The sequence below is a fragment of the Agromyces sp. NBRC 114283 genome, from assembly GCF_030268405.1.
In the GTDB taxonomy this organism is placed as follows: Bacteria; Actinomycetota; Actinomycetes; order Actinomycetales; family Microbacteriaceae; genus Agromyces; species Agromyces mediolanus.
The window spans coordinates 2,552,633-2,565,413 of record NZ_BSQP01000001.1; the positions used below are offsets into that span (position 1 = coordinate 2,552,633).

12 protein-coding genes are annotated in these 12,781 nt (G+C 72.5%); 3 read left to right on the plus strand and 9 right to left on the minus strand.

All coding sequences use genetic code 11. The features are described 5' to 3' along the window. Nucleotides 1–53: 53 nt before the first annotated feature. From pabB to QSJ60_RS12350, 5 genes are read right to left on the minus strand one after another with little or no spacing between them, the layout of a single operon-like run. Complete coding sequence (pabB, locus tag QSJ60_RS12330; RefSeq protein WP_285463796.1) at nt 54–1,445, minus strand: aminodeoxychorismate synthase component I; 1,392 nt, start codon at nt 1,443–1,445, stop codon at nt 54–56. Nucleotides 1,446–1,500: 55 nt separating this feature from the next. Beyond that, nucleotides 1,501–3,171: a thiol reductant ABC exporter subunit CydC gene (gene cydC, locus QSJ60_RS12335; RefSeq protein WP_285463797.1), complete on the minus strand. Its 1,671-nt coding sequence runs from the start codon at nt 3,169–3,171 to the stop codon at nt 1,501–1,503. Further along, a complete protein-coding gene (cydD, locus tag QSJ60_RS12340; protein WP_285463798.1) occupies nt 3,158–4,804 on the minus strand; it encodes a thiol reductant ABC exporter subunit CydD in 1,647 nt (548 codons plus the stop codon). The genes cydC and cydD overlap by 14 nt, the downstream gene beginning before the upstream one ends. Nucleotide 4,805: 1 nt before the next feature. Then, nucleotides 4,806–5,810, minus strand: coding sequence for a cytochrome d ubiquinol oxidase subunit II (gene cydB, locus QSJ60_RS12345; protein ID WP_285463799.1), 1,005 nt, complete (start codon nt 5,808–5,810; stop codon nt 4,806–4,808). A gap of 12 nt (nt 5,811–5,822) precedes the next feature. Next, nucleotides 5,823–7,235: a cytochrome ubiquinol oxidase subunit I gene (locus QSJ60_RS12350; RefSeq protein WP_189086494.1), complete on the minus strand. Its 1,413-nt coding sequence runs from the start codon at nt 7,233–7,235 to the stop codon at nt 5,823–5,825. 122 nt (nt 7,236–7,357) lie between these two features. Between QSJ60_RS12350 and QSJ60_RS12355 the strand changes: the two genes are divergently transcribed. From QSJ60_RS12355 to QSJ60_RS12365, 3 genes are all read left to right on the plus strand, one after another. Then, the gene (locus QSJ60_RS12355; RefSeq protein WP_285463800.1) at nt 7,358–7,735 is read left to right on the plus strand and encodes a BlaI/MecI/CopY family transcriptional regulator; all 378 of its coding nucleotides are present in this window, start codon (nt 7,358–7,360) and stop codon (nt 7,733–7,735) included. A 2-nt stretch (nt 7,736–7,737) separates the two neighbouring features. After that, nucleotides 7,738–8,664: a M56 family metallopeptidase gene (locus QSJ60_RS12360; RefSeq protein ID WP_285463801.1), complete on the plus strand. Its 927-nt coding sequence runs from the start codon at nt 7,738–7,740 to the stop codon at nt 8,662–8,664. A 108-nt stretch (nt 8,665–8,772) separates the two neighbouring features. Then, entirely contained in the window at nt 8,773–9,537 is a 765-nt protein-coding gene (locus QSJ60_RS12365) for a DedA family protein (protein WP_285463802.1), read from the plus strand. A gap of 33 nt (nt 9,538–9,570) precedes the next feature. Here the strand turns inward: QSJ60_RS12365 and QSJ60_RS12370 are convergent, their stop codons facing one another. Genes QSJ60_RS12370 through QSJ60_RS12385 form a run of 4 tightly spaced genes read right to left on the minus strand, consistent with a single transcriptional unit; the run spans nt 9,571 to nt 12,738 of the window. Then, the gene (locus tag QSJ60_RS12370) at nt 9,571–10,500 is read right to left on the minus strand and encodes an ABC transporter substrate-binding protein (protein ID WP_230766743.1); all 930 of its coding nucleotides are present in this window, start codon (nt 10,498–10,500) and stop codon (nt 9,571–9,573) included. Next, nucleotides 10,497–11,240, minus strand: coding sequence for an ABC transporter permease (locus tag QSJ60_RS12375; protein WP_285463803.1), 744 nt, complete (start codon nt 11,238–11,240; stop codon nt 10,497–10,499). The genes QSJ60_RS12370 and QSJ60_RS12375 overlap by 4 nt, the downstream gene beginning before the upstream one ends. Next, nucleotides 11,237–11,929, minus strand: coding sequence for an ABC transporter permease (locus QSJ60_RS12380; protein WP_189086500.1), 693 nt, complete (start codon nt 11,927–11,929; stop codon nt 11,237–11,239). Before QSJ60_RS12380 ends, QSJ60_RS12375 begins: the two co-directional genes overlap by 4 nt. Further along, entirely contained in the window at nt 11,926–12,738 is an 813-nt protein-coding gene (locus QSJ60_RS12385; RefSeq protein ID WP_189086501.1) for an ABC transporter ATP-binding protein, read from the minus strand. The genes QSJ60_RS12380 and QSJ60_RS12385 overlap by 4 nt, the downstream gene beginning before the upstream one ends. Nucleotides 12,739–12,781: the final 43 nt, after the last annotated feature.

Genomic DNA, 12,781 nt, shown 5'->3' on the forward strand with positions numbered 1-12,781 from the left:
TGCGGGGTGGGATCGCGGGCGCGACGGAAGCGCGCTCGATGCGAGGTTCCAGCCTATTCGATCGCGGCGTCGGGGGCGGCGCCGAGCGCGTCGAGCAGCGCCCGGGCCTTGACCCGGGTCTCCTCGACCTCCTCCTCGGGCACCGAGAGCGCGGTGATGCCGCCGCCGGTGCCGATCGAGGCGCCCTCGGGGGTCACGACGATCGAACGGATCACCATGGCGAGGTCGGCGCCGCCGTCGACGGAGAGCGTGCCGAAGGCGCCCGAGTAGACGCCGCGCTCCCCGGCCTCGAGCTCGTGCAGGATGCGCATGGCGCTCTCCTTCGGCGCCCCGGTCATGGAGCCGGCGGGGAACGCCGCGGCGACGGCGTCGACGGCGCCGAGCCCGGGTCGCAGCCGCGCGGAGACGGTGGAGACGAGCTGGTGCACGTGCGGGTACTCCTCGACCGTGTGCAGGCCGCTCACGCGCACGCTGCCGAGCTCGGCGACGCGCGAGAGGTCGTTGCGCATCAGGTCGACGATCATGAGGTTCTCGGCGCGCTCCTTCTCGCTCGCGAGCAGCTCCGCACGGAGGGCCGCGTCACGGTCCGGGTCGGGATGCCGGGGCCGGGTGCCCTTCATCGGCTTCGTCGAGACGAGACCGCCGGGCTCGACGAGCAGGAACTGCTCGGGCGAGGCGCTGACGAGGGCGGTGCCCTCGAAGCGGAGCAGCCCGCCGTGGTGGCTGCGGCTCGTGCGGCGCAGTCGCCGGTACAGCTCGACGGGGTCGAACCGGCCGTCGACGTCGATCCGGTTGGTGAGGCAGAGCTGGTAGGCGTCGCCCCGGGCGATCGCCTCCTGGCAGGCGCGGATGCGTCGCCGGTACGCCGCCGGGGAGTGCCGCCAGCGGGGCGGGGCCACACGGGCGGGCACGGCGGGAGCGGGATCGAGGTCGGGCGTCGCCCCGGGCAGCTCGGCGATGGCCGCGGCGGTGCGCTCGGCCCAGGATGTCTGGGCCGCGACGAAGCCGGGATCCGCCCCGTCCTCGAGCCACTCGAGCCGCATCGTGCGGCTGCCGTGGTCGAAGACCACGGCGCGCTCGGCGAAGAAGAGGGCCGCCGCGGGCGCACCGGTGGGCGCGGCGGGCAACGCGAGCGCGCGGGCGCCGAACTCGTAGCCGAACCAGCCGATCCAGCCGAGCGGGGTCGCGGCCGCGTCGCCGTCGCCGTCGAGGGAATCACCCAGCTCGGCGCGGAGCCGCGCGAAGACGGCCGCAGGCGGCGTCGCGGCGTCGGCGACGAGGAGCGCGGCGCCGTCCCGCGGCACGGCGATGACGCTCGTCCCCGAGCTCGCGTCGATGCCGGAGTCGAGCCAGGCCGAGATCGGGGCGTCGGCGGCGAGCTCGCGGTGCACGAGCTCCGGGTCGCGCCACCCGGGCAGCGGTCGGCGACGGAGGCGTCGGGGCATCCCCTCAGCCTACGGCGCACGCGGCCCGCGCGCGCCCGCTCGGCCCGCGCGCGGCTCAGCCGAGCACGAGCTCCCGGTCGACGAGCCCCGGCGCGACCGGCGTGTGCGAGATGAGCACGACGGAGCGCCCTGATGCCGCGTCGAGCAGCTCCGCGAGCAGCGCGTCCGCCCTGGCACGGTCGACGCTCGCGGTCGGCTCGTCGAGGACGAGCAGGTCGAAGTCGGCGAGCATCGCCCTGGCCAGCGCGATGCGATGGGCCTGACCGCCGGACACGAGTGCGCCGCGCTCCCCGACCGGCGCGTCGAGGCCGCCGCGCTCGCGCATCCACTCGCCGAGGCCGACACGCTCGACCACCGCCTCGAGCTCGGCATCGCTCGCGGTGTCGCGGGCGAAGATCAGGTTCTGCCGGATCGACTCGTCGAAGAGCCAGGGCCGCTGCTCGACGAGCCCGATGCGGTCGCGCAGCCGGTGGGCGTCGAGCTCGCGCGCCTCGACGCCGTCGACGCGGTAGGAACCGCCGTACTCGAGGAAGCGCACGAGCACGTGGGCGAGCGTCGTCTTCCCGCTGCCGCTCGGACCTCTGACGAGCAGGCGCTCCCCCGGACCCAGGTCCAGATCGACCGCCGGGAGCGCGTTCGGCCGGTCGTGACCGGCGGCGCCAGGCCAGTCGGCGTGCACGCCGCGCAGTTCGAGCCGGGGTGCCGCGCCGCCATCGGGCAACTCGCGCGGCGCGACGGCCGGCACCGGGAGCTCCGGCGGCACCTCGGCGGGCACCGCGAGGGCGACCCGCTCCGCCGCCGAGCGCGCGACCCGCCAGGCCGCGGCCGCCGGCGGGATCGCAGCGGCCACCTCGGCGACGGCGAGCGGCACGAGCGCGAGGATCGCGAGCGTCGGTCCGTCGATCGCGCCGTTCGAGAGCACGGGCGCGGCGAGCCAGAGCGCGACGGCCGCGCCGATGCCGCCCATGGCCGCCACCGCGGCGGCCACGGCACCGGCGGCGACCGCGCGCGCCCGCGAGACGCGTCCGAGCTCCCGGGCGAAGCCGTCGATGCGGTCGAGGTCGGCGTCCGCGGCGCCGTAGGCGACGAGCAGCTCCCTGGTGCGGAGATGCTCGACGACCGCCTGCTGGAGCCGCCCGCGCAGCGGGGCGAGTTCGCGGTCGGCCCGCGCGCCCGCGCGGTGCTGGGCGAGGAGCGCGAGGCCGATGCCGGCCACGAGCACGAGGGCGAGCCCGGCCGCCGCACCGGGTGCGAGGAAGGCGATGCCCGTCACCGCGGCGACGAGCACGACGAGGGCGCTCACGACCGGCTGCACCACGCGGAGCGCGAGGTTCTGCAGCTCGTCGACGTCGCCGACGAAGCGAGCGAGCAGTTCGCCGCCGCGGGTGGCGGGGACGCCGTCCGGTGCCACGGGGAGCATCCGCTCGTACACTCCCGCCCGCACCGCGGCGAGCTGCCGGAACGCCGCATCGTGCCCCGCGAGGCGTTCGAGGTAGCGGAAGACGGCGCGCGAGAGCGCGAACGCGCGCACGCCGACGATGCCGAGGGAGAGGAAGAGGATCGGCGGCTGCTCGGCCGCCCGGGTGATCAGCCAGGCGCTCGCGGCGAGCAGCGCGACCGCGGAGCCGCCGGAGGCGATGCCGGCGAGCACCGCGGGCAGGAGCCGCGGGAGCGGCGGCATCGCCTCGCGCAGCACGCGACGGGTGGCGGGGTCAGTGCGCGACACGGGCGGCCTCCCGAAGCTCGACGGTGCGGTCGGCGGCCGCGACGAGCGCGGGGCGGTGGCTCGCGACGAGCACCGCGGTGCCGCCGTCCGCGAGCCGGCGCACCGCGGCGGCGAGCCGGGCCTCGTGGTCGGCGTCGAGCGCCGAGCTCGGCTCGTCGAGGATCAGCAGCCGCAGCCCTTCGGCGCGCACGCGGTGCCAGGCCCGGGCGACCGCGACCCGCTGCTGCTGCCCGCCGGAGAGGCCCGCCCCCTCGGGGCCGACGGGGTGCGCGGGGTCGAGTGCCACCCCGAGCTCGGCGATCGCCTCCTCGAGCAGCGCCTCGGGCGCCCGCTCGCTGCCGAGCCGGATGTTCGACGCGACGGTACCGGCGCGGAGCAGCGGCTGCTGGCCCGCCCAGGCCGCGCGCGGCCTGGCCGCGGGCCCTGCGGGCACGCCGTCGACCCAGGCCTCGCCGTCCGCCTCGGCGAAGCCGAGCAGCGCGGCGATGAGACTCGACTTGCCCGCACCGCTCGGGCCGACGAGCGCGACCACCTCCCCCGGCGCCAGTTCGAGGTCGACGGGGGCGGCGACGGCACGTCCGTCGCGCAGCGCTGCGAACCGCTCCAGCCGGAGCGCCGCGCTGCCCTCCGCGCCGGGCGTCGCCGACGCCGGCGTGGTCGCGGCGCGCACGGCCGAGGCATCCGCCCGCTCCCCCGCCTCGATGCGGTCGAGCGCCTCGCCGGAGGCCTCGAGCCCCTCGGTCGAGGCGTGGAAGGCGGCGCCCACGTTCCGCAGCGGCAGGAACACCTCCGGCGCGAGCACGAGCACGAAGAGTCCCGCGAACAGCCCCATCTCGCCGGAGACGAGACGCAGGCCGATGGAGACGGCGACGAGCGCGATCGAGAGGCTCGCCCCGAACTCGAGCACGAAGCCGGAGAGGAAGGTCACGCGGAGCACGCGCATCGTCTTGCCGCGGTAGGCGTCGGTCGCGCGGCGGATGCGACCCAGCTGACGCTCCGCGCGGTTGAACACCACGAGCGTCGACAAGCCGCCGACGATCTCGAGGAAGGCGGTCGAGAGCTGCTGCAATCCCTCCCACTGGCGCTGCTGCACCTGCTTGGTGGCCAGGCCGATGAGCGCCATGAAGATCGGCAGCAGGGGCAGCACGATGACGAGGATGAGCCCGGAGAGCGGGTCGGCGAGCCAGACCGCGACGAGCAGGATCGGCATCGCGACCACCGTGAGCACGAGCTGCGGGAGGTAGCGCCCGAAGTAGTCGTCGAGGGCGTCGAGTCCCGGGCCGAGCAGCGTCGCGAGCCGCCCCGTTCCGCCCGGATCGCCCCCGCCGCGGTCGACCGACTCGAGCACGGCCCGGCGGAGCTCCGCTTTCACCCGCACCGCCCCGGCGGCGCCGGACCACTCCCACACCCACGCCGCGAGCGCGCGCACGAGGACGCAGCCGACGAGCAGCAGCATCGCCCAGCCGAGTTCCGTCAGGGGGACGCCCGAGACGAGGTCGGTGACGATCCGGGCGAGCCCGTAGGCGAAGCCGATGACGGCGACGGCCTGGACGAGCGCGACCGCGCCGCCCGCGGCGAGGAAGCCGCGGGCGGCGCCGGAGCGCCGGATGAGGCGTGGGTCGAGCGGTTTCACGTCAGTGCGCGGCCGCCTCGATGGTCTGCCTGGTCACGCGCTTGCGGAAGATCCAATACGTCCACGCCTGGTACGCGAGCACGAGCGGCAGGAAGATCAGCGCGGTCCAGCTCATGAACGTGAGCGTATAGGGCGTGCTGGAGGCGTTCGCGATCGTGAGGCTGTTCGCCGGGTCGTTGGACGCGGGCATCACCTCGGGGAAGAGCGCGGCGAAGAGCCCGATCACGGCGGCCGCGATCGTGAGCGCCATGAGCCCGAAGGCCAGGCCCTCCTTCCCGCGCATGTTCGCGAGCACTCCGCCGATGAGCGCGACGGCCGCGACGGCCGCCAGCGCCCAGAACCACGCGGAGCCCTGCGCGAGGCCCGTCCACAGCAGGAACGCCGCGGCGACGACGATCGTGATGACGCCCGCCCTCGTCGCGAGCCGCTTGGCGCGGGCCCGCAGCTCGCCCTCGGTCTTCAGCGCGATGAAGACGGCGCCGTGCGTGAAGAACAGCAGCAGCGTCGTGGCGCCGCCGAGCAGGGCGTACGGGTTCAGCAGATCGAACAGCGTCCCCGTGTAGTTGTGATCGGCGTCGAGCGGCACGCCCTGCACGATGTTCGCGAAGGCGACACCCCAGAGCAGCGCCGGCACGGCCGAGCCGACGATGATCATCCGGTCGAACCAGGCCTTCCACTGCGACTCGGGCCGCTGGTGCCGGTACTCGAACGAGACGCCGCGGGCGATGAGCGCGAGCAGGATGAGCAGCAGCGCGAGATAGAAGCCGGAGAACAGCGTCGCGTACCACTCGGGGAACGCCGCGAAGAGCGCAGCGCCCGCGACGATCACCCAGGTCTCGTTGAGATCCCAGACGGGGCCGATCGTGTTGATCATGACCCGGCGGTCGGTGTCGTCCTTCGCGAGGAAGGGCATGGTCATGCCGACGCCGAAGTCGAAGCCGTCGAGCACGAAGTAGCCGACGAAGAGGAAGGCGACGATCCAGAACCAGAGCACGGCGAGATCCATGACGAACTCCTTCTAGTAGACCGTCGAGGGCTGCTCGACGCGTCCGGTCTCGGGGTCGGGGGCGCCGATCTCGGGCGGTCCCTTCCTGACGGCGCGGATGATGAGGCGCACTTCGACGACGGCGAGGATGCCGTAGATCAGCGTGAAGGCGGTCAGGGAGATGAGCACGTCGAGGCCGGTGACATTGGGCGAGACGGCCGACTCCGTGAACATCTGGCTGAAGACGATCCAGGGCTGCCGGCCCATCTCCGTGAAGACCCAGCCGACGATCATGGCGCCGAGCGAGAGCGGGAAGCTCCAGATCGCGACCTTCCACACCCACTTCTGCTTCGGCATCCGTCCCTTGCGGGTGAGCCAGAGCCCCACCACGGCGACGAGGACGTGCGCCATGCCGAGGCCGATCATCCAGCGGAACGCCCAGTAGGTGACCCAGATGATCGGGGTGTAGTCGCCGGGGCCCCAGAGCTCGGTGTACTGGGCCTGGAGGTCGTTGATGCCCTCGACGCAGCCGTCGAGGCTGTGCGTGGACAGGAGCGAGAGCAGGTACGGGACGCGGATCGAGAAGAGCTCGTTCGTGCCGTCCGGCGTCCCGAGCGTGAAGATCGAGAAGGAGGCGTCCGCCCCGCACACGGTGTCGTAGGTGGCTTCGGCTGCGGCCATCTTCATCGGCTGCGTGGCGACCATCGCGAGGCTCAGCTGATCGCCGAAGAAGGTGGTCAGCGCGCCGGAGACGACCATCGCCCAGAGCCCGAACTTCAGGGCGGGGCGCATGGTGTCGAGGTGCTGGTTGCGCGAGAGGTGCCAGGCGGCCGCGGTGATGATGAGGCCCGAGGACACCATGAAGGCCGCGGCGATCGTGTGCGGGAAGGCGGCGAGGGCCACGGGGTTCGACAGCACGGCCCAGATGTCGACGAGCTCGGCCCGGCCTCGCTCGGCGTTCACCTCGAAGCCGACGGGGTTCTGCATCCACGCGTTCGCGGCGATGATGAAGTACGCCGAGACGATCGAGCCGACCGCGGTCACCCAGATGGTGGCGAGGTGCAGCTTCTGCGGCAAGCGGTTCCACCCGAAGATCCACAGGCCGATGAACGTCGCCTCGAGGAAGAAGGCGAGCAGGCCCTCGAGCGCGAGCGGGGCGCCGAAGATGTCGCCGACGAAGCGGGAGTACTCCGACCAGTTCATGCCGAACTGGAACTCCTGCACGATGCCGGTGACGACGCCCATCGCGAAGTTGATGAGGAAGATCGAGCCGAAGAATCGCGTGATTCGCAGGTACTCGACCTTCGCCGTGCGCACCCAGGCGGTCTGGAAGATCGCCGTCGTCGTGGCGAGGCCGATCGTGAGCGGAACGAACAGGAAGTGGTAGACGGTCGTCAGACCGAACTGCCACCTGGCCAGCAAGAGCGGATCGAGCAGATCATTCACAGGGTGCCCCCTTCGCGGCCGTCCGGGCCCGAGCGGATGACTTCTACACCTCGTAGAAGCCTGCGCCACCCATTCTTCTACTCGATGTAGAAGAAGCGCAAGTCACGCAGTACGATGAAGCAATGGCAGGTCTTGGCGAGCTCGAACGAGCGGTGATGGAAGAGCTCTGGACGAGCGACGCCGCACTCACGGCCAACGAGCTGCGGGACCGGCTCGTGCTGACCGGTTCCGACAGCGGCCGTTCCCCCGCGACGACGACGGTGCTCACCGTGCTGTCCCGCCTCGAGCGCAAGGGCTTCGTCTCCCGCTCGCGCGACCAGCGCCCGCACCGCTACCGCGCGCTGCTCAGCCGCGCCGAGCACACCGCGGAGCTCATGCACGAGGTGCTCGACTCCTCGCACGACCGCGCCGGCGCACTCGCGCGCTTCGTCGGCACCGTGACCGCCGGCGAGGCGCAGACCCTCCGCCGCCTCCTCGACGAGCTCGGCGCCCGGCACTGACCATGCTCGTCGTCGCGGCCGTGCTCGCGGCCCTCGCGATCACCCTCGCGTGGCCGGCCCCGCTCGCCCTCGCGAGCGCCGCGTGGCCGGCCCGGGCACCCGCCCTCGCCCTCGCCCTCTGGCAGGCGATCGCCCTCGCCGGCGGCCTCGCCATGATCGGAAGCCTCCTCGCCTTCGGCGCCTCCGCCTCCGGCTCGCTCCTCGCCGGGCTCGAGGACCTGCTCCCCCATCTCGTCGACGGCCCCATCCCCGAGCACTACGGCGTGTTCGAGATCGCCGCCCTCACGCTCGCCGCGGGACTCGCGATGCACCTCGCCCTGAACCTCGCCCTCACCGCGGTCTCGGCCGAGCGGGAGCGGCGGCGCCAGCACCAGCTCATCGATCTGCTGAGCGAGCCGCTGCCCGGCCAGCCCGGCACCCGCGTGCTCGCCCACCCGGTGCCCCTCGCGTACTGCGTGCCCGGCCTGCGCACGGCGACGGTGCTCACCGACGGCCTCATCGGCGCGCTCGAGGACGACGAGCTCGCCGCCGTCGTCGCCCACGAGCGCACCCATCTCGAGCAGCTGCACCATCTCGTGCTGCTGTCGTTCCGGGCCTGGCACAGCGCGCTGCCCTGGTTCCCGATCGCGAACCGCGCCGAGCGCGCCGTGTCGACCCTGACGGAGATGCTCGCCGACGACGGCGCCCGGCGCACGACCGGGGCCGAACCGCTGCGGCGGGCGGCGGAACGCCTCGGCGCCGACGCGGAGCCCTTCGCCTATGCGGACGCCGGCGGGGTCCGACCCGACCCGGACCTGCTGGAGGCGCGGCTTCGTCGCTTGGACGAGCCGATCCAGCCACTGCCGCTCGTCGAGCGCGTGGGCATCGTCGCGACCGCGGTCATCCTCGTCGCGACACCCGTCGTCTCGATGATCGCGATCCTCCGCTGAGGCCGGGCGGTCCCGCCGCGATCTCACTCCGCGGTACGGGGCGCACGCCCGCGTGATCACTCCCTGGTCGGATGTCCTCCCCAGCCACGGCCCGTAGGCTCGGTGACGATGAACGAGCTGCTCGATTGGATCCTCGACACCGTCCAGAGCGTGGACCCGGTGCTGCGCACCGTGCTGGCGGGGATCGGCATCATGCTCGAGACCTCGGTGCTCATCGGCCTCATCGTCCCCGGCGACACGGTGGTCATCGTCGCCTCGACGGCGATCGAGAACGGCACGCAGTACGTGGCGATGCTCCTCACGGTCATCGTCGGCGCGCTGCTCGGCGAGACGATCGGCTTCGTGCTGGGCCGCTGGTTCGGCCCGCGCATCCAGCACTCGCGGCTCGGCCGGCGCATCGGCGAGGCGAACTGGCAGCGCGCCCAGCGCTACCTCGACCGGCGCGGCGGGCCCGCGGTGTTCATCTCGCGCTTCCTGCCGGTGCTGCACTCGCTCGTGCCGCTCACCGTCGGCATGAGCACGATGAGCTATCGCCGCTTCCTCGCCTGGACCGCGCCCGCGTGCGCGATCTGGGCCGCTGCGTACACGACCGTCGGCTGGGTGGCGGCGGGCAGCTACCGAGAGCTCAGCCGCGAACTCCACTGGGCCGGCTACGTCTTCGTCGCCGTCATCGCGGTCTTCCTCATCGTCGTCTGGATGGCGAAGAAGCTGCTCCTGCGCTCGGAGGCCCGCCACCTCGAGGCCGCCGAGGCGGACCCGAACGACGTGGCCCTCAGCGACGCCGTTCCGGCCGACGCGAGCCCCGCCGACGCGGCGCTCCGCGACGGCGAGGCGAGCCGGCGCACGACAGAGGGGCCGGAACCCCGGGCGTAGCCCGACGTTCCGACCCCTCTTCGGAACCGAGTCCTAGAACAGCGCCTTCTCGGCCAGCCAGTCCTTCGCGATCTGCGCGGCCGACTGCTGCTCGTTGACGCTCAGCGAGTTCAGCGCGACGAGGTCCTCGGGGGTGAGCGCGGCGCTCACCGTGTCGATGACCTTCGCCATCTCGTCGGTGACCTTCTCGCTCACCACGGGCACGACGTTCGAGGCGAGGAAGAGCCCCTCTGGGTCCTCAAGCGTCACGAGGTCGTTCGCGGCGATGTTCGGGTCGGCGCTGAAGATGTTGACCATCTGCACCTGGTCGTCGACGAGCGCCTTCAGGGTGAGCGGGCCGCCGTTGTCCTCGATCGGCGTGAACGCCACATCGACCCCGTAGACCGACTTCAGGCCCTCCGGCCCGTAGGGTCGGGTCGCCAGCTCGGAGTTGCCGCCGAGCGTGATCTGCGTGGTGACGTTCTTGAGGTCGGCGAGGCTCTTCACATTGTTGGTCTCGGAGAACGTCTTGGTGACGTTGTACGAGTCCTGGTCGGTGGCGGGCGACTGCTCGAGCACGCGCAAACCGTCGGGCAGCGCGCCCTCGAGCGCGGTGTAGACGTCGTCGCTCGTCGTCGCCGTGGTGTCGGGCTCGAAGAATTGCAGCAGGTTGCCCGTGTACTCGGGGAAGACGTCGATCGAGCCGTCCTCGATCTCGGGCATGTAGACCTCGCGCTGACCGATGCGGAACTGGCGGTCAACCGTGAAGCCGTTCTCCTCGAGCGCCTGCGCGTACAGCTCGGCGATGATCTCGTTCGAGTAGTAGTCCTGCGAGCCGATGACGACGGTGTCGCCCCCGGAGCCGCCGGGCGAGGACGACTCGTCGAGCGGGTCGCCGCCGGAGGCGCAGCCGGCCAGGGCGGTCATCGCGCCGACGGCGACGGCCGCCAGGGCGATGCGGAGGGTGGTGCGTGCCGTGTTCATACTGGATTCCCTTCGGTGATGGTGCGTCGGGCAGGGGTGCGCGTGCGGACCGGCTTGCCGCCCGTGCGGGCGGAGCGGGCGAGGCGCACCCCGGTCGGAGTGACGAGGCGCTGCAGGATGGCGAACGCGCCGTCGACGACGAGGGCGAGCAGGATGACGAGGAGGGAGGCGCCGAGCATCTGCGCGTAGTCGCGCGTCTTCAGCCCCTCGAAGATGAAGCGGCCGAGGCCGACGTCGGCGAGGTAGGCGGCGAGCATCGCGGTGGCGATGACCTGCAACGCCGCCGAACGGATGCCGCCGACCACGATCGGCATGCCGATCGGCAGCTCGACCTTGCCGACGATCTGCGTCTCGCGCATGCCCATCGCCCTGGCCGCGTCGACCGTGCGGCGGTCGACCGATTCGAACCCCGCGTAGGCGCCCGCGAGCAGCGGCGGGATGGCGAGGATGACGAGCGCGAGCACGGGGGCGCGCAGGCCGATGCCGAGCCAGAGCCCGAACAGCGTCAGCACGCCGAGCGTGGGCAGAGCGCGGAGCCCGCCCGACACCATCACGGCGAGCTGCTTGCCGCGACCGGTGTGACCGATCAGCCCGCCGATCGGCAGCGCGAAGACGGCAGCGATCACGAGCACGACGGCCGAGACCGCCAGGTGCTGCAGCAGACGCGCGGTGATGCCGCTCGGTCCGCCCCAGTTCGCCGGGTCGAGGAGCCAGGCGATCGCGTCGGCGAAGAGGTTCATGCCGGCTCACCCGCCTCGATCGGGACGGCCTGCGCCGAACTGCGTCGGCTCGGGGCGGCGCGCCGCGACCACGGCAGCAGCAGCCGGCCGGCGAGCACGCTCAGCGCGTCGAGGGCGAGCGCGAGCACCATCGTCGCGACGATGCCTGTGACGATCTCGGCCACGATGCCCCGCTGGAAGCCGTCGGTGAACAGGCTGCCGAGGCTCTGCACGCCGATCACGGCACCGACCGTGACGAGGCTCACCGTGCTGACGATCACCACGCGGAGCCCGGCGAGCAGCACGGGGCCGGCGAGCGGCAGCTCGACGGCCCAGAACCGGCCGACGGCGGAGTACCCCATGGCGGTGGCCGCGAGGCGGGTGTCGGGCGAGACCGCGTCGAAGGCGTCGGCGGCCGTGCGCACCATGACCGCGATGCCGTAGAGCGTCAGTGCGACGACGAGGTTCAGCGGCGAGCGGATGCCGAAGCCGGTGATCGCCGGCAGTGCGATGAACAGCGCCAGCGAGGGGATCGCGTAGAGCACCCCGCAGAGCGTGAGCAGCACGCCTCTGGCCCACCGTTGCCGGTGCGCCAGGTAGCCGATCGGGATCGCGATCACGAAGCTCAGTATGATCGCCGGCACCGACAGTGCGAGGTGGACGAGCAGCAGCTCGCCGACGAGGCCCAGGTTCTGGACGAGCCAGTTCACGGTTCGAGGACTCCCGCCGGCCGGCCGTCCTCGTCGACGACGACGCGTCGGCCGTCGACCTCCTCGAGCCGCAGGCGGCGCCGGCCGCGGTCGGCGCCCACGAAGCCGCTGACGAAGTCGTCGGCCGGGCTCGCCAAGAACTCCGCCGGTTCGCCGGACTGCACCACCTTGCCGCCGGTGCGGAGCAGCACCACCTGATCGCCGAGGAGGAACGCCTCGTCGATGTCGTGGGTGACGAAGACGACGGTCTTGCCAAGCTCGCGCTGCAGCCGCCGGAGTTCCTGCTGGAGCTCCTGCCGCACCAGCGGGTCGACGGCGCCGAACGGCTCGTCCATGAGCAGGATGTTGGGATCGGCGGCGAGGCCGCGGGCGACGCCGACGCGCTGCTGCTGCCCGCCGGAGAGCTGCGCCGGGTACTTCTGCGCCAGCGAGGCATCCAGTCCGACCGTCTCGAGCAGCTCCATGGCCCTGGCCCGCGCCGGCTGGCGGCGCGTCCCCTTCAGCAGCGGCACCGTCATGACGTTGTCGAGCACGGTGCGATGCGGCAGCAGACCCGAGTTCTGCATGACGTAGCCGATCGAACGGCGCAGGCGCACCGGGTCGACCGTGGCGACGTCGGTGCCGTCGATGAGCACGGCCCCGTCCGTGGGATCGACCATCCGGTTGATCATGCGCAGCAGCGTGGTCTTGCCGGAGCCGGAGGTGCCGACGAGCACCGTGGTCGTGCGGGGCGGGACGACGAGGTCCACACCGCCGACCGCGACCGTGCCGTCCGGATACTGCTTGGTGACGCCGCGGAACTCGATCATGTCTCGCTCTCCCCCGCCCGGTGGGTCCGAACGCGAGGACCAG